Annotated in this window: 17 protein-coding genes and 4 tRNA genes; 6 read left to right on the top strand and 15 right to left on the bottom strand. The window is 44.7% G+C overall.

Annotation, left to right across the window (positions count from 1 at the left end):
- Positions 1 to 2: 2 nt before the first annotated feature.
- The 4 genes from CIK93_RS02840 to CIK93_RS02825 all read right to left on the bottom strand — a co-directional run bounded on the left by CIK93_RS02840 (position 3) and on the right by CIK93_RS02825 (position 3,812).
- On the bottom strand, positions 3 to 1,400 hold the full coding sequence (locus CIK93_RS02840) for an ABC transporter ATP-binding protein (protein WP_094446520.1): 1,398 nt from the start codon (positions 1,398 to 1,400) through the stop codon (positions 3 to 5).
- A 165-nt stretch (positions 1,401 to 1,565) separates the two neighbouring features.
- Positions 1,566 to 1,967 carry an FKBP-type peptidyl-prolyl cis-trans isomerase gene (locus CIK93_RS02835; protein WP_094446539.1) on the bottom strand — a complete coding sequence of 134 codons (402 nt, stop codon included), beginning with the start codon at positions 1,965 to 1,967 and terminating at the stop codon, positions 1,566 to 1,568.
- A gap of 13 nt (positions 1,968 to 1,980) precedes the next feature.
- A complete protein-coding gene (locus CIK93_RS02830) occupies positions 1,981 to 3,063 on the bottom strand; it encodes a zinc ribbon domain-containing protein (RefSeq protein ID WP_094446519.1) in 1,083 nt (360 codons plus the stop codon).
- A gap of 44 nt (positions 3,064 to 3,107) precedes the next feature.
- Positions 3,108 to 3,812, bottom strand: coding sequence for a glycoside hydrolase family 25 protein (locus tag CIK93_RS02825; RefSeq protein ID WP_094436110.1), 705 nt, complete (start codon positions 3,810 to 3,812; stop codon positions 3,108 to 3,110).
- Positions 3,813 to 3,898: 86 nt separating this feature from the next.
- Between CIK93_RS02825 and CIK93_RS02820 the strand changes: the two genes are divergently transcribed.
- Positions 3,899 to 5,119, top strand: coding sequence for a clostripain-related cysteine peptidase (locus tag CIK93_RS02820; protein ID WP_094446518.1), 1,221 nt, complete (start codon positions 3,899 to 3,901; stop codon positions 5,117 to 5,119).
- Positions 5,120 to 5,139: 20 nt separating this feature from the next.
- Here the strand turns inward: CIK93_RS02820 and gldE are convergent, their stop codons facing one another.
- From gldE to nspC, 8 genes are all read right to left on the bottom strand, one after another.
- Positions 5,140 to 6,438, bottom strand: a complete 1,299-nt coding sequence (gene gldE, locus CIK93_RS02815) for a gliding motility-associated protein GldE (protein ID WP_371327189.1) — start codon at positions 6,436 to 6,438, stop codon at positions 5,140 to 5,142.
- A gap of 42 nt (positions 6,439 to 6,480) precedes the next feature.
- A complete protein-coding gene (locus tag CIK93_RS02810; RefSeq protein WP_094390026.1) occupies positions 6,481 to 6,978 on the bottom strand; it encodes a single-stranded DNA-binding protein in 498 nt (165 codons plus the stop codon).
- Between the two features lie 47 nt (positions 6,979 to 7,025).
- Complete coding sequence (locus CIK93_RS02805; RefSeq protein WP_094446516.1) at positions 7,026 to 7,565, bottom strand: hypothetical protein; 540 nt, start codon at positions 7,563 to 7,565, stop codon at positions 7,026 to 7,028.
- Positions 7,566 to 7,633: 68 nt separating this feature from the next.
- A tRNA-Gly gene (locus CIK93_RS02800) sits at positions 7,634 to 7,706 on the bottom strand.
- Between the two features lie 23 nt (positions 7,707 to 7,729).
- Positions 7,730 to 7,816 (bottom strand) — tRNA-Leu (locus tag CIK93_RS02795).
- A 30-nt stretch (positions 7,817 to 7,846) separates the two neighbouring features.
- Positions 7,847 to 7,928, bottom strand: a tRNA-Leu gene (locus CIK93_RS02790).
- Between the two features lie 48 nt (positions 7,929 to 7,976).
- Positions 7,977 to 8,049 (bottom strand) — tRNA-Gly (locus CIK93_RS02785).
- 102 nt (positions 8,050 to 8,151) lie between these two features.
- Complete coding sequence (nspC, locus tag CIK93_RS02780; protein ID WP_094436102.1) at positions 8,152 to 9,279, bottom strand: carboxynorspermidine decarboxylase; 1,128 nt, start codon at positions 9,277 to 9,279, stop codon at positions 8,152 to 8,154.
- Between the two features lie 110 nt (positions 9,280 to 9,389).
- On the opposite strand from nspC, the gene CIK93_RS02775 reads away from it, so the two are divergent.
- From CIK93_RS02775 to CIK93_RS02765, 3 genes are read left to right on the top strand one after another with little or no spacing between them, the layout of a single operon-like run.
- Entirely contained in the window at positions 9,390 to 9,995 is a 606-nt protein-coding gene (locus tag CIK93_RS02775; protein ID WP_094390023.1) for a thiamine phosphate synthase, read from the top strand.
- A 35-nt stretch (positions 9,996 to 10,030) separates the two neighbouring features.
- Complete coding sequence (locus CIK93_RS02770) at positions 10,031 to 10,969, top strand: ribose-phosphate pyrophosphokinase (protein WP_094390022.1); 939 nt, start codon at positions 10,031 to 10,033, stop codon at positions 10,967 to 10,969.
- Positions 10,970 to 10,983: 14 nt separating this feature from the next.
- Positions 10,984 to 12,081, top strand: coding sequence for a TlpA disulfide reductase family protein (locus CIK93_RS02765; RefSeq protein ID WP_094446515.1), 1,098 nt, complete (start codon positions 10,984 to 10,986; stop codon positions 12,079 to 12,081).
- A gap of 152 nt (positions 12,082 to 12,233) precedes the next feature.
- Here the strand turns inward: CIK93_RS02765 and glgP are convergent, their stop codons facing one another.
- Both glgP and CIK93_RS02755 read right to left on the bottom strand, forming a co-directional pair.
- Positions 12,234 to 14,807, bottom strand: coding sequence for an alpha-glucan family phosphorylase (glgP, locus tag CIK93_RS02760; RefSeq protein ID WP_094446514.1), 2,574 nt, complete (start codon positions 14,805 to 14,807; stop codon positions 12,234 to 12,236).
- A gap of 34 nt (positions 14,808 to 14,841) precedes the next feature.
- Entirely contained in the window at positions 14,842 to 16,509 is a 1,668-nt protein-coding gene (locus CIK93_RS02755; protein ID WP_094436098.1) for a glycogen/starch synthase, read from the bottom strand.
- Positions 16,510 to 16,638: 129 nt separating this feature from the next.
- Here CIK93_RS02755 and CIK93_RS02750 point away from each other — a divergent pair, with 129 nt between their 5' ends.
- Both CIK93_RS02750 and CIK93_RS02745 read left to right on the top strand, forming a co-directional pair.
- A complete protein-coding gene (locus tag CIK93_RS02750; RefSeq protein ID WP_094439272.1) occupies positions 16,639 to 17,064 on the top strand; it encodes a hypothetical protein in 426 nt (141 codons plus the stop codon).
- Positions 17,065 to 17,199: 135 nt separating this feature from the next.
- On the top strand, positions 17,200 to 19,149 hold the full coding sequence (locus tag CIK93_RS02745) for a nucleoside-diphosphate sugar epimerase/dehydratase (protein WP_094446513.1): 1,950 nt from the start codon (positions 17,200 to 17,202) through the stop codon (positions 19,147 to 19,149).
- A gap of 1,181 nt (positions 19,150 to 20,330) precedes the next feature.
- Here CIK93_RS02745 and CIK93_RS02740 read toward each other — a convergent pair.
- Positions 20,331 to 22,691 (bottom strand): BamA/TamA family outer membrane protein, encoded by a 2,361-nt coding sequence (locus CIK93_RS02740; RefSeq protein WP_371327188.1) that lies wholly within the window; start codon positions 22,689 to 22,691, stop codon positions 20,331 to 20,333.
- Between the last annotated feature and the right edge of the window lie 9 nt (positions 22,692 to 22,700).

Raw genomic sequence — 22,700 nt, 5'->3', positions numbered from 1 at the left:
TGTCAGGGAACTGCTTCATACTTCATCTCGCCACATTCCACTTTCTGTATGGTAATGCCAACATGATCGCCCAAATCCCACACGTCTTGTGTGTCAACATAGAGTTTTTCGCCCCAATCGGTATCTATGGTAAGATGGTAGTGATTTCCTTTATAGAGTATAAAACAAATATCGCCCGTAAATGTGCCGTCTTGCTCGTTATCAAACAATTCAACGGCATCAAACGCAACTTTCACATCAATTGCGTATGCGTTCTGCAGCCGTTCTGGAAGTGACAACCGGAATTCCTGTCCGAGAAATTCCACCACGTCCGGAGCATTCACCTTCGCCCGATAAATATTGGCGGTACAATCCTTCCGCATAATATGAATATTGTCTGGAGTGATATTCATACCCACAGTCTGCCCCACTTCGAAGTGTTTGTAATTCTGAACCAGCAGTTCGTATCCGTTGTCGGTTACCACCAACATCTCATAATGTACGCCTTTGAATATGGACGAGGTAACCTGTCCAACGAACTGGGCTTCAGCCGTATTGGTTGTCATCTCAACATCTTCAGGTCGTATCACCACATCCACTTGTTCATCAATCAAGAATCCCTTATCCACACAAGCGATGTCTTTTTCTGCCACAGTAACAAGACAATCATGGCGCATCGTTCCGTCAAGAATATTACTCTCTCCTATAAAATCTGCCACGAAGGCATTGGCCGGTTCGTTATAAATATCTGTAGGAGTTCCTATCTGCTGAACCTCTCCTTCACTCATCACCACGATACGGTCGCTCAGCGTAAGGGCTTCTTCTTGGTCGTGGGTAACGTAAACGAAAGTAATCCCTAACCGTTCATGCATCTCTTTCAGTTCGAGTTGCATATCCTTCCGCATTTTCAGATCAAGAGCCGCCAACGGTTCATCCAACAGAAGCACCTCTGGTTCGTTGACAATAGCTCTGGCGATAGCAATACGTTGTTGCTGTCCTCCCGACAAGGAGTTGACATCACGATATTCATAATCGCTCATGTTTACCATCTTCAACGCAGCTTTTATTTTCGGCATGATTTCGGCTTTAGGCGTATTTTTCAACTTCAATCCGAAAGCTATATTATCATAGACGTTAAGATGTGGAAATAATGCATATTTCTGAAATACCGTATTGACATTGCGTTTATAAGGTGGTGTGTTGGTAATGTCAGTACCGTCAAAAGAGATAACTCCCTCTGTAGCTGTATCGAATCCTGCCAACAGGCGAAGCAAGGTGGTTTTACCACATCCTGACGGTCCCAAAATGGTCATAAACTCACCTTTACGGACGTAGAGATTGATGTCGGCAAGTGCCACCTTCTCGCCAAACCTTTTGGTGACGTGTTGTATATTTATAATATTCTGAGTTGTTTCTTTCATTAGTATGTTATTAAAATTGCCAACAAAAGTACATCTTATTTTTCTGTTTGCACTCCTTTCGCGACATGATTCACCTTCACTTTTATCATGTTTAGCCCTTGTTTGCCCATGATCAGCCCATTTGTTAGTTTGAAATCACTTCTCTGCCATCAACGTCAGCAACTTTCAATCACAAGCCAACAGTTCTATCTCAAATATCAGAGTAGAACCGGCAGGAATCCCTGGTTGGGAAAATTTCCCATATCCCATTTCTGCAGGGATATACACTTCCCATTTGTCCCCAACATGCATCTGTTGCATAGCAACAATCCATCCCTGGATAAGATCGCATAGCCGACAAGCCAACGGCACACCACCACGACTAGTGTCAAAGACCCGATTGTCTATGGTCCGTCCTGTATAATGGGCCGTAACAATACTTCTCACAGTAGGCATAAGACCAGATGGACTCCCCGTTTCCAAAACTTTATAATATATGCCATTGGATAGAGGCAAAACATCTTTCTCCTTCGCTTTATTATTCAACCAATCCTTGTTGGCCTGAATATATGCACGCTTTGATGCCATTTTTAAACGAATTTTATTGAACATGAACATCTGTAAGGCGACCTGCAGCAATAGTGGCTGTAAAACGTAAAGTCTGACTATGGGACGCATCACGTTGCACAGCCTGCATAGTTACGCTTACGTGATAATCCATTTCGCCCGTAGACTCATTTTCTACCTTTTTCACTTCCCAGTCGTCCGCAAAAGTAATATCTGCATTCGTCAGGTCAACACCACGAGAGGCAAGCAGTTCGCAGTTGGCGCTATTGGCACAATAGGCTCGTACAAGCCCGCTAACCATTTCGATGTCGGCAGAAGACACTTGCATGCTGGAGCATTTTTCAAAATTCGTCTTCGCATCATCAATATATTCGCCATCGGCATGCTTTTCAATATATTTCTTATACGATTCCAAAGTATTCTGAGTAACAGCAGAAACCCAATCAAGTGAATCGATCTTAATACGTGCCTCTGTTGCATGAACGCTCTCTGGATGTTCTTGAATGTATCGTTCAAGGGCATAGGCAGACTGACTGGCAAGAGCATTATACCAATCGTTGTCTATCTGTTTCAGAATATCTATGTGGGCCATGATGGAGTCGCGACGTTCCTGTGGTGCTTCGGGATACATATCAAGATAATTCTGAAGCACAGCAAGTTCATTACTCTCCATGGCATTTTCATAAGCGGCTGTCTCGTTATCCTGTTGCGTCTTATTATAAAAATACCAACCAACAAAGATTATTGAAAGGGCAATAAGGAAAGAGGCCAAAAACAACTTCCAGGATTTAGAATGATTGGGCTGCTCTTCTGCGGCATTATCTGATGCAGGAGCTCCAGTCTGATTTCCTTGCTTGCCTACTGTTGATTGTACGGAAGGTTGCCCGACCGAAACCCGATGACTGCCCGAAGGATTCTTTGCAGCAATAGGATCTTGCTGACTTTTGAGCGCAATATTCGTATGACAGTTCGGACATACATTCTGATTCGCTAATACTATTTCTCCACAATGGGGACACTTTACAATATTACCAGCAATAGCTACCCCACAACTGGGACAAGTGGCGGCCAAACTGCTAACCTGACGGCCACACTCAGGACATTTGATAATTGGCATATCTGATTCTTATTTCTTTATTACTTGGTTTTTCTACAAAAAGACTATTTCCGATGATGAAAGCGTATCTCACGCAACTTATGATGTCCCATAAATCTGCTTTTATCAACATAACCGCTAATACCCACGATACGCCCCTTACCGGTATATTGCCATAAATGAATGTCTCGCTCGTCAGCTAAAACAGGTTCTTCATCGGTGTACATGGCTATCATGAGTTTATACCCGTCGAGTTTTCCTAAAAGATGCTTATTGTAGAAGTTGCGATAAGTATAAACCAAAGGCTTCTGCCCATATTCTTCTTCCACCAAGTCGAGAAACCGGAACAGAGAGTCGCAAAACTCATCGGTCGGCAACCCACTTGTGGTCTCCACATCAATCATAGGGATAAGATCCTGCTGGTCAGGCAGACATTGAGAACGGAAATTCTGCAACTGCAACTTTTGCTCCACCTTTGGGCGATAGAAATGATAGCTACCCACTTTCAATCCATAACGCTGGGCCATTTCTATATTGCGCTCAAACATCTCATCGATACGGGTTCCCCCTTCCGTCGCCTTGAGATAGACATAAGCCATCTTGGTATTGTCGCCAATAGTCTCCCAAAAGACATTACCCTGATAATGACTCAAATCTATTCCATGAATATGACTACAGGTGTCCTCACATTGCAAAAAAGGGTCTTGTGCCATGACGTCTAAAGTGGTGACAACAAGGAATATAAGTGTAGATATAAACGTTTTTCCCATTATCTTTCCAAATTTTAGATGCAAAGTTACTAATTTATTCACAAATATACTTATCTTTGCATTCGAAATAGCACAAATTTAAACTTATGAAATATCTATTAACGACAATTCTTGCTGTATTAGCGTTCACAGCATGCTCACATGATAACTCATCAGAATCAAATGGACAGGGACGAACGGTCATCGTTTATATGGCTGCTGAGAATAATCTCTCATCCATCGCACAAGTCAATATCAACGATATGATCATCGGAGCAAAAAAGCTGGGAAGCAAAGACAGACTTCTCGTGTTTGTTGACAGACAGAACCCACAGGAGAAACCTTTTATCATCAGACTGACCGGCAACGCCAAACAACCTGTTGATACCGTTTATCAATTCAACAACGATTTCTACAGTTCTGATTCAGAAGAAATGAAACAAATATTGGGATGGTGCATGAAAGAATACCCCAACGATTCGTATGGCCTCGTTCTATGGGGACATGCAGACGGATGGCTGTTTCACAACACAACAACACCCAAAGCCTCAACGCCAAGTATCAAAAAAGCCTTTGGACAAGATTCAGGTAAAGACCTCAACAAAGAAGAAATGAAATGGATGGAGATAACAGAAATGCGTGACGCGCTTGCAGCCTTGCCACACACCTTCAAATTCATCTTCGCAGACTGTTGTGCTTTCCAGAACGTAGAAGTGGCTTACGAGCTCCGTAACACTACAGATTACATCATCGCATCACCAGCAGAAATACCAGGAGCAGGAGCCCCCTATGCCAACATAATACCGGCGATGTTCAACAAGACAGACGCCACTATGTATCAACAAATATGCGATCGCTACAATGAAGCTGGAGGAACAGGAAACAGGGTTCCCATATCAACGGTAAATACCGCAAAATTATCAGATCTTGCCAGCGCCACACACGATATCATCAGCAACGAACTCAACGGTAAGACCTTCAATATGGATGGACTGGTGTATTATTACAACAACGTCAACTATGTTTACCGGGCAGAGCGCATCATGTACGACATAATGGATTTCCTGCGCCAAAACACGGGCAACGAAGCTTACCTGAAATGGAGACAAACCTACGATGCCGCCGTTGTTTACAAAAAGAAAAGCAGCAAATGGGATACCAACGGATTGGTTGACTTCGATGACTTCACCGTAACAGATGACAACTTCGGCGGAATGAGTATGTTCGTACCATTGAACCGTTACAACAGCACACAGAAAAACTATAACGAACTTATCAAACAAATGGAATGGTATAATGCAGCAGGATGGTCATCTATAGGATGGTGACCATCCTTGTTGCATTACCGTTATTGCTTGTCCACAGACGGTTCTACTGTTGACTGATGAACCACAACCTTTACTTTTGAAATACGGCGCTCTTCAAGTTCCAATATCTCAAAGGTAAAATGACGATAGTCTATCCGCTCATGTAACTGTGGGAAATCTCCTTTGATTTCAAGCAGCAAACCTGCAACAGTATCTGCATCTCCCTCAACATCAACGAAGAAATCATCATCAATCTTGAGAATACGGTAAAAGTCACTCAACAGCGTCTTTCCTTCAAAGACAAAGGTATTGCTGTTGATACGCACATAATTATGTTCATCCTCATCGTATTCGTCATTAATCTCACCCACAATTTCCTCCAATACATCTTCCAATGTGACAATACCGCTCGTACCACCAAATTCATCAACAACAATGGCGATATGAACGCGATTCGACTGGAACTCACGCAGCAAATCGTCTATTTTCTTAGTCTCTGGAACGAAATATGGAGGACGGATAAGAGATTGCCAACGGAATGTGGCAGGTTTACCCAGATGTGGCAACAAATCCTTGATATAGAGAATGCCTCGTATGTTATCACTATTATCTTGATAGACAGGTATGCGAGAATAGTTATTATCTACTATACATTTCAGCACCTCACTAAATGAAGAACGAAAATCCAAATCTACAACATCCTGACGACTCGTCATAATCTCTTTAGCTGTCTCATCACCAAACCGAACGATACCTTCAAGCATATGCTGTTCTTCCTTGATATCATTCTTATCTGTCAGTTCAAGAGCCTGTTCCAAGTCATCAACGCTCAACACATGATTATCCTTCTGTACCACCTTTCCTGCCAACACACCAGACTTGATGAGAATGGTTGCAAAAGGATAGAACAGTTTACGGCAAAACATAATGCCAGACACCACACGACGACAAAAGCGAAGTGGTTGTTGACGGGTGTAAATCTTCGGAATAATTTCTCCAAAGAGCAACAACAAAAATGTCAAAAGAACCGTAATACACAAGAACTGCAACCATACCGCATTACCAAAATCAACTACACGTGCAAAGAAATAGTTCAGCAGCATGATAATGGTTACATTCACCAAATTGTTGGTAATCAGAATGGTTGCCAACGTACGTTCAGAATCGTTACGAAGCGCTATGATCTTGCCGTCTGATGCCAACTTTTCCTCTTCCAATTCATTCTCGTCATTTGGTGTCAAAGAGAAAAAAGCAATCTCGCTTCCAGAAGCGAAACCAGAGACAAAGAGTAAGGCAAATGCCAAAACCAATGCAACAACGGCCCCATAATCTGGAGTCATCAACTGCACTTCCGATAAAATATGTTGGATATCCATTGTCGCTTAGAAAGGAAGAGCTTCTGCATCATTATTATCCACAGAAGTCATTGATGCATTCTGCCCATTGACAGAACTTTGAGTATTATCATTGGAATTTACCATGGTCGGGTTCTCTGAAACAGAAGAAGAACTTGATGCATACTGAGAAGTTTCTGTTGCAGGATTGTTTTGCATCTTAGGAGAAAGCAACTCTATGTTATCAGCCCATATCTCTGTTTTGAAACGACGCTGACCCTGACGATCATCATACGAAGAATAGCGAATGCGTCCTTCTACATACAGTTTATCACCTTTATGCACATATTGTTCCACAATTTCTGCCAAACGTCTCCACAGAATTACGTTGTGCCAATCGGTATGATCAGGAACCTGCGTACCGTTCTGTAAGGTATATCCACGTTCGGTTGTTGCAAGCCGTACCCGTGCAACTGCCACACCTTGGTCAACATATCTAACCTCTGGGTCGGCACCAACATTTCCTATCAGCATCACTTTGTTCATAATATCTCTATAATGATAAAATTCAAACCGCCATGTTTGGCAACATGTTATTTACACAGTCCCAAGAACTGGAAATGGAAATTCTTTCCTTTTGCAGATGGGAACTGACTTCTTTCGTCAACCCGTTCACGCAAGTGGTCAATAATACGATTATAACAATCCATTCCTGATACCGCCTTACATTGTGCTACAAAATGGGTATCTCGGTATTGGAATTTACCCGTACCAGGAACTATTTGCACACGCTTAAAATCAAGCGAGCCTTCATACCAGCCAAACTTTTCTTCGTTCAGTCTTGCCAATGCCGATACATTTTTTTTCTCATGAACCTCTTGCACAGGATGCAACGCACGCTTCTCCTTAAAGTCAAGCATCGTCTTGGCTTCAGTCTTGATGATGATAAAATAGATTCGTGGGCGAACTTTATAACGCTTAGGATAATACATATCGCTGTTATAGTAGTTGCGAATGTCTTTCTCAAGAATAGGATTCATTCCAATCTCGTCGATATCTGCAAGAAACTGAATAGCATCATCAACGTTATCAACAAGAACCTCTTTATCAAAATAGCGTATATATAAATTCATCGGTAAATATTTATCTTTTTAAAATAAAAAAATAGATTTCGGTTTTCCTTAGGATAAATAAAAAAAAGAGCGGAAAACGGGACTCGGACCCGCGACCCCAACCTTGGCAAGGTTGTGCTCTACCAACTGAGCTATTTCCGCAACAAAAAAAATAAAAATCTTTATGGTGAAGAGGAGGAGACTCGAACTCCCACGTCGCAATTGACACTACCCCCTCAAAGTAGCGCGTCTACCAATTCCGCCACCTCTCCAACATAAAATATTTAGTGAATAAAAAAGAGTGCCCAGAACAGGACTCGAACCTGCACGCCTCGCGGCACACGCACCTGAAACGTGCGCGTCTACCAATTCCGCCACCTGGGCTTTTAATCGCTAAGACCTATCCTAACGCTCTTTTCTGTTCAATAAATGAGCGGAAAACGGGACTCGGACCCGCGACCCCAACCTTGGCAAGGTTGTGCTCTACCAACTGAGCTATTTCCGCTTATTTCCTCTCTCAAGGAGCATCTCTCTCGATTGCGGATGCAAAGGTACGCTATTTTTCTGAATTACCAAAATTTTCTCGCATTTTTTTCTAAAAAAAGTATCAATCCATGCGATTTCGATAGTCTTCATAGCCAAAATGGCGCAATATTTCCAATTTCCCGTCCATATGGAGCATTCCAATGGACGGGTGAGAAATACCATTAAACATGTTTGTCTTGACCGTTGTATAATGAATCATATCCTCAAAAATAATCTCCTGACCGATCACCAATGGATTTTTAAAGCGCCAAGACCCCATAAAATCTCCAGACAGGCAACTATTACCACCCAATCTATAGGTATTTTCTTTCGTTGCCTCCTCCAAATCGACCAATTCTGCCCCACGCACCTCTGGATGATATGGCATTTCAAGACAATCAGGCATGTGGCATGTGAAGCTGACATCAAGGATGGCAGTCTTGATTCCTCGATCATTCACAATATCCACAACATGGGCCACAAGCGGTCCAGTCTGCCAGGCAAAGGCGCTTCCTGGTTCAAATATCACCTTCAGATGGGGATAACGCTGGTGGAAACCTTTCATTATACGTTCCAACAACTCTATATCGTAACCTTTGCGAGTCACCAAATGGCCTCCTCCGAAATTGATCCATTTTATCTGCGAGAACCAAGGAGAGAATTTTTCTTCTATATGCCGTAGTGTCCGTTCAAACACATCTGCCCCACTCTCACAATGGCAATGGCAATGGAATCCGTCAATATCCGACGGCAGTTCTTTCGGCAACTTATCTGCCGTAATACCAAAGCGTGTACCTGGAGCGCAGGGATTATAGAGCATAGTACCCACTTCCGAATATTCAGGATTGACACGCAATCCTATCGAACATGATGATGCACGATGGTGAAAGCGCTCGTATTGCGACAACGAATTAAACGTGATATGCGATGAGCAAGCTACAATATCATCAAACTCTCCATCTGTATAAGCTGGCGAAAAGGTATGGGCTTTCTTTCCAAACTCATGATAAGCGAGCATAGCCTCAGACAGCGAACTAGCGGTAGTAGATTGAATATACTCCCGAAAAATAGGAAATGTTTTCCATAATGCGAATGCCTTGAAGGCAAGAATAAACTCCGAACCGGTTCGTTCAGCCACGTCTTTTATCAAAGCGAGATTACGTCGCAATTTCGCCTCCTCTATAATATATATAGGTGTACTATTTTCCATTTTTTTGATATAAATCTTGATTTCGACTGCAAAGTTAGCTTTTTATTGTCATTAAATTGCATTATTCCATATAAAATGATTACTTTTGCATTTGATTCTAGATTATTGCAATGAAACTCATAGTAATGACCAAGCCCACGTATTTCGTGGAAGAAGACAAAATATTGGCAACACTTTTCGACGAGGGACTCGACTGCCTGCATTTATGCAAGCCTGGTTCTTCGCCAATGTATGCAGAGCGCCTGCTGACTCTACTGCCTGAAGACTACTGTTCAAAGATTGTAGTACATGACCACTTCTACCTCAAGGAGGAATACAATCTGAGAGGCATCCATATTGACGAGGCAGGACAACCAGCCCCGCAAGGCTATCGTGGACGCCTGAGTCGCACCTGTCAGAAGCTCGACGAGCTCAAAGTGACTAAACGCAACGCAGACTACGTGTTTCTCAAACACATCTTCGACAGTCAGACGGGTAATGAGAAAGCCTCATTTACTCCCAACGAACTGGAACAGGCTTCTAAGTTGGGACTTATCGACCGGCACGTGTATGCATTAGGAGGCATGAACATAGACAATATTCGCATGGCCAAAGAACTCGGCTTTGGCGGAGTTGTCATTTGTGGTGACCTGTGGAACCGCTTCAACATCCATCAGGGATTAGACTACAAAGAACTTATTGCCCACTTCGAAAAGCTCAGAAAGGCCATTGGATAGAAAAAGAAACAACTAACAACAATATTTACTACAAAATGAGAGAATCGAACTCTTACATGGTATTTTCAGGCACTGCCACAAAGTATCTGGCAGAGAAAATCTGCCTTAGTTTAGGATGTCCGCTCGGTGAACTGCAAATCACAAAGTTCTCCGACGGCGAGTTTGCTGTCTCTTTCGAGGAGTCTATTCGCGGTCGCGATATCTTCCTCGTACAGAGCACATTCCCCAATAGTGACAACCTGATGGAGCTGTTGCTGATGATCGATGCTGCCAAGCGCGCCTCTGCACGCACCATCAATGCCGTTATCCCCTATTTCGGATGGGCACGTCAGGATCGCAAAGACAAGCCCCGTGTCAGCATTGGTGCCAAACTGGTAGCCGACTTGCTTTCCGTAGCCGGTGTTGATCGTGTCATCACCATGGACTTGCATGCCGACCAGATACAAGGTTTCTTTGATGTTCCCGTTGACCACCTCTATGCTTCCGGCGTCATCCTCCCCTATCTTCAGAGTCTCAATTTAGACGACCTCGTTATTGCATCACCTGATGTCGGCGGTTCTAAGCGCGCCAACACCTATGCTAAATATCTGGGGTGCCCGCTGGTTCTCTGCAACAAGACCCGCGCTCGCGCCAACGTTGTAGCCACCATGCAGATTATCGGTGACGTCAAAGACAAGAATGTGGTGATTATCGACGACATGGTAGATACTGCTGGAACCATCACCAAGGCTGCCGACATCATGAAAGAAGCAGGTGCTAAGACTGTTCGCGCATGTGCATCCCATTGTGTGATGAGTGGTCCTGCAAGCGAACGCGTACAAGAATCGGCCCTTGAGGAAATTGTCTTCACAGACTCTATCCCCTACACACAACGCTGTGCTAAGGTGAAGCAGCTCTCTGTGGCAGATATGTTTGCAGAAACCATCCGCCGCGTGCTCAACAACGAGAGTATCTCAAGTCAATACCTTGTATAACATCCATCCTTCAGATGAACATCAAGACATTATTTATAGTGACAGCAGCAGGCATTACGCTTGCTGCTTGTCATTCAAACACGTACCATATCAAAGGTTCTGCCGAAAACATGCAAGACGGAGACACACTCTTTCTCACGACCGACATGGTAACCGGCATTCCCTGCGACACCTTAGTAGTAAAAAACGGAAAGTTCAGTCTTTCGGGAAGTGCAGATTCTACATGCTTCTGCATGCTTTATAGTGCGAAAGCCCACCAGATCAACGCCACATTCTTCAGGGAGAATGGCAATATCGACATCCGGCTTTCCGCAGAACCTTCCGCATCAAGGGTTGGCGGTACGCCTTGCAACAACGAGTGGCAACGTCTCAACGACTCGTTGATGGTTGTAGGCAAAGCCATCAATCTTATTGCAGAACGCATCTATGCCCATCCCGTCAGTCCGGCAGAACGAGAAAAGGGTATGAAGGAAATAGAAGAACTCAACAAACAGTTCAGCAACAAGGTAGAAGTTGCCGCCGAACGCAATATCGACAACGAATTCGGCTATTTTCTCATCCTCAACTTTTCCAAGGATATATTCTCTGCCACAACGACCAAGCATCTCATCAGTCAGATGCCGAAGGAATTGCGTCAGCGTACCGCCATCCAGCAAATGGAACAGGAATTGGCCAAGCAAGCCAATACAGCGGAAGGAACCGTCATGCCCGACTTCACGCTTCCTGATGCAGAGGGTAATCCTGTGAGCGCTTTGGCAGAGATAAAGAAGCACAAATTGACCGTTATAGATTTCTGGGCATCTTGGTGTGGCCCATGCCGTAGAGAAATGCCTTCCGTGATTTCCCTCTACGAGAGTTACAAGGATAAGGGTCTGGGCATTCTCGGTGTTTCTCTTGACAACAACAAAGACGCTTGGACAAATGCCATCAAGCAATGGGGAACGAGTTGGACACAGGTTAGCGACCTGAAAGGCTGGGAATCGTCTGCTGCTACATTATTTAATGTAAAAAGCATCCCTTGTACCGTTATTGTAGATCAAGAAGGCAAAATCCTGCGTCGCGATCTCCGCGATGAACAACTCAGAAACTTTGTTGCTGATTACCTGAAATAACAATCGCAACATCCACCTTTAACCCCCAATCGGTCATCAGACGGATTGGGGGTTTATCATCAAGGCGGTTGTATAGAAAAGAAAGAGAGTGGCTGTTCTTCCACACGAGGAAGACAAGCCACTCTCCTTATCTCATCTGAATGTCCAACAGATTACTGGTTGTTGGGCAGTTCAAGCCATTTCACGTAGCAGAAGTCCTGACGGTGAGGCAGGTTCTTGTTCTTCGGATACATGCGGACAGCTGATTTATAGGTACCGGCCTGCTGAGGAGTCAGCTCAACTTCGAAGGTATAGTTGTTACCCTCATGACCAACCATCTTCAGAGGCTCTACATTGAAGATACGCTCCTGTCCTTCCTTGTTAACATAGAGATTCACCTTCTCCAATCCTACTGCATCTTCAAGACCTTGCTCGTTGATGACGTAAGTCAGCTTGTACTTACCACCGGTTTCAGCACCACTTGCAGGGAAGTCCCATGATGCAGAAACGACGTTGATGGCATCCCAACGCTCAGCAACAACTTCCTTCCACTGTGCAATTTCCTTAGCCAGACGGCAGTTGTCCTTGCTGATTTCCTTGAAGCGTTTAGCCTCTTTGGTGTAGAACTTGTCATAGTAGTCGTCGAGCTGACGCTTCATGGTATAGTGAGGAGCAATCTGAGCGATAGAGTTCTTGATAACCTTGATCCATCCCTCGCTGAAGCCCTTCTTGTTCTTCTTATAGTAAAGAGGAATAATCTCGTTTTCGAGTAGCGAGTAGATTGTAGCCGCATCGAGCTGGTCCTGATGACCCTGGTTCTGATAGGTACGCTTTTCGGTAAGTGCCCATCCTGCACCTTCACGATAGCCTTCAAGCCACCATCCATCAAGTACAGAGAGGTTGACAACGCCATTCATCTCAGCCTTTTCACCAGATGTACCAGAAGCCTCAAGCGGACGAGTTGGAGTATTCATCCAAATATCAACACCGCTGACAAGGCGACGAGCCAAGAGGAAGTCGTAGTCCTCAAGGAAGATGATCTTACCGAGGAACTCAGGACGCTGGCTAATCTCATAAATCTTCTTGATGAGTCCCTGTCCTGCGCCATCTGCGGGGTGAGCCTTACCGGCGAAGAGGAACTGTACGGGATGCTCTGGGTCGTTGACGATCTTGGCCAGACGGTCGAGGTCGGTAAACAACAGGTGAGCGCGTTTATAGGTAGCGAAGCGACGGCAGAAACCGATAATCAACGCATTAGGATTGATGCGCTCAAGCAGGTTGAGCACGCGTGAGGGATCACCCTGATTGCGCAACCATGTGTCACGGAACTGTTCGCGGATATATGACACCAATTTGTTTTTCAGCGCCATACGAGTTTCCCAGATTTCTTCATCGGGCACATTATAGATAGCCTCCCAGATGCTCTGGTTCGACTGATCGTACATGTGGTTCTCGTTGAAATACTTGCCATAAACTTTACGCCATTCTGTAGCACACCATGTTGGGAAGTGTACACCGTTGGTAACATATCCCACGTGGTTTTCCTCTGGATAGTATCCGTTCCAGATAGGAGCAAACATCTGCTGGCTAACCCATCCGTGGAGTTTAGATACACCGTTTACTTCCTGACAAGTGTTGCAAGCGAAGGTTGACATGCAGAAGCGCTCGTTATGGTCTTCTGGGTTGATACGTCCCATACCGATGAACTCATCCCAAGAGATACCGAGTCTTGCAGGATAGCCTCCCATATACTTACCGAAGAGTCCTTCGTCGAAGTAGTCGTGACCAGCAGGTACTGGAGTATGAACGGTATAGAGTGAAGAAGCGCGAACGAGTTCGAGTGCTTCGTTGAAGGTCATTCCACCATCGATATAGTCGCAGAGGCGCTGCAGGTTGCAAAGTGCTGCATGGCCTTCGTTGCAATGGTAAACATCCTTCTTAATGCCGAGTTTCTTCAGCAGCAGCATACCACCGATACCGAGCAGAATTTCCTGCTTCAGGCGGTTTTCCCAGTCGCCACCATAGAGTGAGTGAGTGATTGGTCTGTCGAATTCTGAGTTCAGTTCGTTGTCTGTGTCGAGCAGATAGAGCTTTACACGACCCACATTCACACGCCAAACATAAGCATGAACCTGATAGTTGGTGTAAGGAACATCTATTACGAGAGGATTGCCGTTCTCGTCGAGTTCGCGCTCGATGGGGAGTGAACCGAAGTTCTGAGACTCATAGTTGGCAATCTGCTGTCCGTCCATAGAAAGACTCTGTGTGAAATAGCCGAAACGATAGAGGAAACCCACGGCACACATATCAACATTAGAGTCAGAAGCCTCTTTCACATAGTCACCAGCCAACATACCGAGACCGCCTGAGTAGATTTTCAGGGCAGAATGGATACCATACTCCATGCAGAAATAAGCTACAGAAGGACGGGTTTGGTCGGGCTTAACATCCATATATTCACGGAAGAGTGCATAAACACTCTGGATGCGCTTCATCAGAGCCTTGTCCTTGAGGATTTCCTCTTTACGGGTAAAGCTCAGACGCTCAAGAAGCATTACGGGATTGTGCTTGGCATCATGATAAAGCTCAGGGTCAAGGTCACGGAACAAGTCGCGTGCCTCATAGTTCCACACCCACCACATGTTGTGGGCAATCTCATTCAAACATTTCAACTGCTCAGGAAGGGTCGATTTTACAGTCAATTCCTTCCACTGAGGAGCATTTGCGTAATCTGCTTTGATTTTCATACTTTTCTATATATATACGTTGATACTCTATTTATTATTTGTTCATACGGTTCTGAGCCTTACGCAAAGCGATGTCGTAAGCCTCATAATAGTATTCGATAAACTCGCTCCAAAGTGCTTTTTTCGAAAGTGCATCGGCTTTGCGTCGGCAACTTTCAACATCATTTTTCGGCATAGCCGAATATTTCGCCACCGTATCCTTGATGGCATCTGCTACTTCAGAATAATTATAATCTGTGCGATGAATGACCTTCACGCCATCCTCTATCTCACCTGCATGACCGAACACGCCGTTAGCCCAAAGTCCGAAGCCTGCCAGATCTGTTGTGATACAAGGCACTTTGAAGGCAACGGCCTCCAGCGGAGTATATCCCCACGGTTCGTAATACGATGGATAAATGCACAGGTCATTACCCAATACCACATCATAATATGACATATTGACTATTCCGTCACGTCCATCGAGATAGCAGGGCAGGAAGATGACCTTCACCTTATCGTCCTTACGGTTGTGCATATCGTAGTATTTCATCATGCCCAACACGTTATCGTGACTCATATTATGCAGCCAATGGGTCAGCTGTGGAACATCCAATGGTGTTTCATATTTTTCGTTCTTCGCCAAACGTTCCTGCAAATCCTTACGTGGCTCGCCTACCCATCCCGGCACTTCAATAAATGCCAAGACCTTTTTCTTCAGTTCTCTGTCGCGAAGCAGACGATTCATGGCCTCCACAAACACGTCAATACCCTTATTACGGAATTCGTAACGTCCTGATGTTGAAACGATAAGTGTATCGTCGTCGAGCGATTCGCCCAATAAGGCATTAGCCACATCAAGAAGGCGCTTGCGAGCTGCCTTGCGCTTTTTGGTGAATGTGGCGGCTTTAGGCACGAAACTGTTGTCGAAACCATTTGGCAATACCACATCAACGGGCTTGTCAAGGAGTTCACGACATTCATTGGCGGTAATATCACTTACCGTAGTAAAACAATCTACATAATGAGCGGTTTGCTTCTCTATAGAGTGCTTGCTCTGCATATTAAGCTCTTCTGCCATCTGGTCGCCATTATAGGCAAAGAGATAGTCATAGAGTGGCTTCTGGTTGCCTGCGATTGAACGACCGATACTGGTGGCGTGAGTGGTGAAAACGGTACCGATCTGCGGCAACACATTATTTATATATAATGCTCCGAGTCCACACATCCATTCGTTGGCATGGTAAATCACATGTTTTCCCTCAACTTCCTTGCCCAGCCAACGGTAGATGCTTTCTACCACGAGTGCTGCGGCATAAGAGAACATAGATGCTTCATCATAATCGCCATAGGCATGAAGCGAATCCACCTGATAGTGTTCCCATAACCAGCCATAGATTTCATTTTTCTTCTCAAAAAAAGGTTGGAAATCCACCAAAATAGCAATAGGTTTTCCAGGAACAGCCCAACGGCCTACCTTTACTTTCAGCCCCTCTTCTTTCGCCTGCCATTGCCATTCTGCCAATAGCGACTTTTCCTCTTGAAAATAAGGACTCTCGTTATCATGCCACACATCTGGACCGATGAAGATAATCCGGTCGCACATGGCATCTTGAAGTGTTTTAGCTCGGCTGGAAAGCACGGTATATATACCTCCTACTTTATTACAAACTTCCCAGCTCGATTCAAAGACATAATCTGGCTTAATCAATTCTTTTCCCATATATACATGTATAACGGCCACAAAGTTACTTAAAAATATTAAAATCATGCGAGTTTAGGCAATTATTTTTCACCAAAAAACATATTTATTGATATAGATTTACTATCTTTGCGGCAAATTAATACGTAGATGAAAAGAAAACTATTCATAATAATATTTACAGCCATTTTCGCAACAGTCGGTGCCCAACAGTCACAGGGCACTTTCAGTGGATATCTCACCAATGAGGAATACGACGTTTATCTGCGAATCGATTTTCAAAACCAGAATGTCATCATCCCCGGACAAGAGATCTATGGTGAACTTCCTGGCTATCTCGGAAAGAAACACAATTCTTTCTGCTGGCCGATCACATCGGTCAAGAAAAAAGGAAGCCGAGAGATTGTCATGACGATGGTCAACGATTTTGGCAGCGAAGATCTCACCGCTACCCTCACCTTGCAAAACGACTCCACCTATCTGCTGAAACAAACAAGTGGCAGTACGCTGAAAATTCCCAAAAACGGGAAATGGCAGAAGTTGCCAAAAATGCTAATCTTCACAAAAGGACATTAAATTGCCTTTATTCCCCCCTTGATATATTTTCAAAAAATCGGCCCTCTTAGTAAAAAAAATAACGCAAAACTATAGAAAGTTTAGATTTTTTACGTATCTTTGCGGTTAAAAATAATATAGATTTTAAGAAAAGCTATGAATCTACTCAACTCTATTCTGAATTGGTACTTCAAGAAAGAAGCACTGCCATACTGGTGCATGTTCTTGATTGATACTGCTACTATTTTCTTCTCCGGTCTCTTTACCTATTGGATTTTCAACAAGACAGGAGCATTCATAGACCATCGGTTTGAACTGCTATATACCCTCTTGCTCTACGTACTTCTCACTTGCGTAGGCTTCAGAATATTTCACACCTATTCTGGAATTCTTCGCTACTCATCATTTGTCGATTTATGGCATGTGGCGATGAGTAATGCCGTCGGCTTGGCATTGTCGCTGATAGCCCATTTCACCATGGAGTATCTGCATGTTGACAAAATAGGCATACTCACATTGACCGAGACATGCACCATGTTCCTCATTGCCACATTAGCCATGTGGACCATTCGCGTGCTGGTAAAGATGCTATACGACGTAATATTGGCGGATAAGAAGGCTGTACGCGTACTCATCTATGGTACAATGGAAGGAGCGGTGGGACTTGCCAAGTACATTCGTTCCCAGCAACCTGCCAAGTTTGTGTTGATGGGATTCATTGCCCATGAAAAGAGCAACGAGAACCGACTTCACCATGTCCGACTGATGGGCAAGAAAGTATATAACACCCAAGACAATATTGCACATATCATCAAGAAATACGGCATCAAAGGTGTACTCATCTCCCCTACTCGCACTAAAGACTTCCAAAACGACCGTGAGATGCAGAACACGCTGATTTCCACCGGTGTCAAAATCTATATGACAATCAGCGCCCATGAGATGCAGGTTGAAAACGGAAAACTGACTGACAGCAGTCTTGCCAACATCAAACTGAAGGAAGTTAGCGTTGAAGACCTCCTGCCACGCGATGAGATACAGGTTGACATGAATAGCGTCGGGGCCCTGTTGAGAGGCAAGAAAGTGCTCATCACAGGATCTGCCGGTTCTATCGGATCGGAAATGGTTCGCCAGATTGCCATCTACAAGCCCGCAGAAATGATGCTCATCGACCAGGCTGAGACTCCACAACACGACATCAGACTGATGATGAGCAACGAATATCCTGACATCGTGGCACATACCGTAGTGACCTCTATCTGCAAAGAGAAACGCATGGAGGAGATTTTCAGCACATTCCAGCCTGATTACGTTTTCCATGCTGCTGCCTACAAACACGTGCCGATGATGGAAGACAACCCCAGCGAAAGCATTCAAAACAACGTATGGGGCACCAAAATCATTGCAGACCTCAGCGTGAAATACAATATCAAGAAGTTTGTGATGATCTCTACCGACAAAGCGGTCAATCCCACAAACGTAATGGGTTGTTCGAAGCGTATCTGCGAAATCTATGTGCAAAGCCTTGACAAGGCCATCAAAGACGGTAAAATCAATGGCATCACGCAGTTTGTCACCACACGCTTCGGAAACGTGCTCGGTTCCAACGGATCTGTCATACCGCTATTCCGTAAACAACTGGAGGCTGGCGGTCCATTGACCGTCACACACCCAAAGATCATCCGCTATTTCATGCTTATACCAGAGGCTTGCAAACTGGTGCTCGAAGCTGGAACACATGGTAAGGGTGGCGAGATATTCGTGTTCGACATGGGAGAACCTGTACTTATTGCCGACTTGGCAAAGCGCATGATACAGTTGAGCGGAGCCAAAAACGTAGAAATCAAATACACGGGACTCCGCGAAGGCGAGAAACTCTATGAGGAAGTGCTCAACGAGAAAGAAAACACCAAGCCTTCGTTCCACGAAAAAATACGTATTGCCGAGGTTCGTAGCTACGAATACGAAGAGGCACAGCAGAGCATTACCGAACTATACCAGATTTCCGCTGCTTACGACGACATGAACACCGTAAGGAAGATGAAGGAAATCGTACCGGAATACATCAGCAAACATTCACGCTACGAAGCTCTCGACCAAAAATAGCGCAACAAGCATTTACTCCATACTAAGAAGACCCTTCTATCATACGCAGGAAGGGGCTTCTTTTTGTTTTATCCCACCCTTTGCATACACCATGAATGGCTTTGGAGAGGAAGAAGTTATGGACCAGAAATTGGACATATCAGAAAAGGCAAATCTTCCAATATTCCAGTTCTTCCAAATTCCAATAAAGGGTATGAAAACGCAAACCCTCATTTTAGAGTCTTATAACTTATTAATAATTAAATAGTTATAAATATAATAAGAGAAAAAAGCACCCTCGAAAAATTAATTGGAAGAACTGGAATTGGAAGATTTACGCAATCAAGAATCCATCTAAGAGCCATATTATCAATAATTTACGTAATAAGAGAATGCAGGAATATCCCAGCGCTACCAGCAAAATCAGCATTCCAAAGCCGCAAAATCCTGGTAAAAACCCCATTTTTGGGCTATTTTATTCATGAAATCCTCAAAAATCGAGTTCGCCCCCCTTGTTCCGATGATTTCCACCTTCCATGCAAAACATAGAAAACGAACTCATTCATGCGTTCTGGATACCATTGAAATGGATTTTGGGATGTACTGGACACATTTTATAACCCAGTCAGACTGCAAAAAATGGTGTTTTTTCAACTATAACTGAAACCATCTACTACGACTTTCAAACGCCTATTACACCCAATCGCTCATTAGGATTTTGGAGAGAATGTGTAATCTGCGGATTTCCATCTCCTTGGTGTCAAAGCCGTATAAACAGGTTTCCGCCTTGTGAAACAAGGTTATTCATGGGCATGCAAACATTTCATAATAAAAATGTCCTCGAATCGCAAGAAACGTATAGAAACGTATGATTGGTTGGGGGGGATGTTGTATCTTTGCACCGTGGTTCAAGAGAGAATCACTTTCGCACAAAACATTCCGTCCGCACACAGACATGGCCAACTCCTCAGTAAGTCACAAGTGACTCCACACTAAGTCCCAATATTGAGCGGACAATGATGGGACAAAGTTGGGAGAAACAAGGAACAGAACAGGAGAATACCACGATGTGGGAATGTGGAGAGCGAGAAAATATCACATCATGAAACAGCAAAACCCGAACATATCCCGATGATAACCCGAACGCACAAGGAAGCATCCTGCGTTAATCCAGATGGCCGAACAATACCACTTCCGAGAAATCAGAATGGATATCCGATAGCAAAATGGAGGGTCTGATTCTTTTTGAAACCATCAACATTGTAGATGCCACCCTTGCCCGTATCGTAAGGCACATGAATACCGATACCCCAGTCGAGACGCAACACAAGAAAGTCGAGGTCGTAGCGCAAACCAAGACCCGTGCCGACAGCCATCTCACGAAGCACATTCTGAATCTTGAACTTGGTGGATGCATAAGGAACTGAAGTGCCATAGTTGTCGCGGACATTCCAAACATTACCTGCATCAAGGAATACAGCACCATAGAGGCTACCGAAAAGATTACGGCGATACTCAAGATTGCACACCAATTTGATATCACCATTCTGCATCAGATAGGACATGGCTTTATCCTCGATGCCAGGGAAGCTGCCAGGACCTATACCACGCACAGAAAAGGCACGGATGCTATTGGCACCACCCACATAAAACAGTTCGGTATTGGGCGCCCAGTCGGTATTTCCGAAGCAATAGAGCACACCCGCGTTGACATGTCCCAACAACTGCGAAGAAGCATCAAGCGTCCAGATTTTGGTAAAATCCGTTTCGATCTTGACAAACTGCGAATAAGGGTTCTTGAAAAGTTTCTTCTCTCTCTCGTTCCATTTCTTACCAAAGGCAAGAAGCGCCAACGAAGTGAAGTTGCCCGACTCAGACACCGTGGCGGTCCATCTCACAGGATGACGCAACGTAGAAGGACTGGTATAGGTATAGCTATAGCGCATCTCTGGCACGAAATAGTCTTGCATGGTGGCACGGAGATAGGGATTCTCTTCCATCACCTTGTCAAACTCGGCGGTATGGCTATTCATAAACTGGTATTTCACCGTAAGCGGCGAGAACTCATGTTTGCTGGTGGCAGAGGTCTGCCAGTTGTATGCCCACTTACCACTCACAATATGCATCTTGTAATAGCCAGGCCGACGGATGGTATTGCTCGACACCTTGGCAACGGTAGAGGGTGTTGCGTAGAACCGGCGAGGAAGGCGCACCGTGCGACCGTCGGGCAGCGTATAGCGTTGCGTGCTATTACCGCCAAAATATGGTGCAATAAGGCGTGGAAACTCTATGCTCGCATCAAAGCCATACTCGTAGTTGCTCATGCTGGAACTGCTGTTGGTAGCCCACTCATAGGATCCATGAACCGACAGATCTATCTTCTCGCCACCATGGAAGGCATTGCGACGCACCAGTCCAAGTTTGACCTCTGGTCCCACGCGACCTATCGCACTACCATTGAAATTGGTTTCGATATACGAATCCCACGGTTTGTCGAAGGTGCAATTGAGTGTCAAGTCCAGCGTATCGCAAGAAGGCGAATTGTCACGCGGCGTAAACTGAAACTCGGTAGAGGAAAACAATCCCATCGCATTGATTTTCTGGGCACTCTGCAAGTAATCGTCATAGCTATAGAGCTGGCGCGGACGAATTTTCATATCGGCTATAATGACACGCGGACGAACCGGTGGGCGCCGACCGGCATAACGGATGGTCAAATAGCGGTAAACCATAGAATCGGTAAATGCCTCATTATACGTTTTGCGCATATTGATATTCACACGACCGATATACCACTTGTGACGGGCCTGAGCTGGTGTCTCCTCTGCCAACTGGAAGCGCAACTGCACCTTACCGTCCACAGCAAAGGTATCAGCCAGATAAGAGGCGTAGCTGGGCTGGTAATAATAGTAGCCATTATTGCGGAGCAGATTGCTGATTCGGCTACGCTCCCCATCGAGATTAGCCACCACGAAGGGATCACCCTTGCGCACGATAGCAGAGGCTGATGTGGCATGGATCAGGCTGTCTGCCTCACGGTTAAATCCCACATAACGCACACTATCTAAGGTGAAGAGATGACCGAACGACACATCATAGCCGATCTTGGCTGTTTTCATGTTGTTTTGCAGAACCACTTCTGCGTCAACATTTCCATGGAAATAACCATGATTGCGCAACACACTTTTGGCAACCTGTGCACGCAACTGAGGATTGACCCACGACATGAGGACAGGCTGTTTGCCAAACGTCTTATTCATCCAATGACCAAGACCAGAACTGTCGGCAGAAAAAGCATTCCATACCGAAAGACCGAAGGAGAAAGGAAGGCGATGATAGCTGCTACCCAATATCGCACCATTAGGAGCTGTTGCCAGGGCTGCGTCTATCTCTTCTCTTGTAGCAGAATAATTATCGTTCTCTTCATAGTCGGTATAGTTGATTTTCGTTAATCCGATGAAGAGCTGGTCGTCGTCAGGCACACCCTTGGTCATACTACAGGCACTAATCACCACAGCACCTGTCAGCAGATAAATGTATCGTTTGATTGTTGAATGCATCATAATCGAGAA

This window comes from Prevotella sp. P3-92, from assembly GCF_002251205.1.
Lineage (GTDB): Bacteria > Bacteroidota > Bacteroidia > Bacteroidales > Bacteroidaceae > Prevotella.
This window is presented reverse-complemented; position numbering and strand designations above follow the sequence as displayed.

Coding starts and splice junctions, on each gene's coding strand:
- CIK93_RS02830 (WP_094446519.1), bottom strand. CDS start 3,063: ATGCCAATTATCAAATGTCCTGAGTGTGGCCGTCAGGTTAGCAGTTTG.
- CIK93_RS02840 (WP_094446520.1), bottom strand. CDS start 1,400: ATGAAAGAAACAACTCAGAATATTATAAATATACAACACGTCACCAAA.
- CIK93_RS02755 (WP_094436098.1), bottom strand. CDS start 16,509: ATGGGAAAAGAATTGATTAAGCCAGATTATGTCTTTGAATCGAGCTGG.
- CIK93_RS02770 (WP_094390022.1), top strand. CDS start 10,031: ATGAGAGAATCGAACTCTTACATGGTATTTTCAGGCACTGCCACAAAG.
- CIK93_RS02810 (WP_094390026.1), bottom strand. CDS start 6,978: ATGAACAAAGTGATGCTGATAGGAAATGTTGGTGCCGACCCAGAGGTT.
- CIK93_RS02825 (WP_094436110.1), bottom strand. CDS start 3,812: ATGGGAAAAACGTTTATATCTACACTTATATTCCTTGTTGTCACCACT.
- CIK93_RS02745 (WP_094446513.1), top strand. CDS start 17,200: ATGAATCTACTCAACTCTATTCTGAATTGGTACTTCAAGAAAGAAGCA.
- CIK93_RS02765 (WP_094446515.1), top strand. CDS start 10,984: ATGAACATCAAGACATTATTTATAGTGACAGCAGCAGGCATTACGCTT.
- gldE (WP_371327189.1), bottom strand. CDS start 6,438: ATGACTCCAGATTATGGGGCCGTTGTTGCATTGGTTTTGGCATTTGCC.
- CIK93_RS02740 (WP_371327188.1), bottom strand. CDS start 22,691: ATGATGCATTCAACAATCAAACGATACATTTATCTGCTGACAGGTGCT.
- CIK93_RS02835 (WP_094446539.1), bottom strand. CDS start 1,967: ATGGCATCAAAGCGTGCATATATTCAGGCCAACAAGGATTGGTTGAAT.
- nspC (WP_094436102.1), bottom strand. CDS start 9,279: ATGGAAAATAGTACACCTATATATATTATAGAGGAGGCGAAATTGCGA.
- glgP (WP_094446514.1), bottom strand. CDS start 14,807: ATGAAAATCAAAGCAGATTACGCAAATGCTCCTCAGTGGAAGGAATTG.
- CIK93_RS02750 (WP_094439272.1), top strand. CDS start 16,639: ATGAAAAGAAAACTATTCATAATAATATTTACAGCCATTTTCGCAACA.
- CIK93_RS02805 (WP_094446516.1), bottom strand. CDS start 7,565: ATGAATTTATATATACGCTATTTTGATAAAGAGGTTCTTGTTGATAAC.
- CIK93_RS02820 (WP_094446518.1), top strand. CDS start 3,899: ATGAAATATCTATTAACGACAATTCTTGCTGTATTAGCGTTCACAGCA.
- CIK93_RS02775 (WP_094390023.1), top strand. CDS start 9,390: ATGAAACTCATAGTAATGACCAAGCCCACGTATTTCGTGGAAGAAGAC.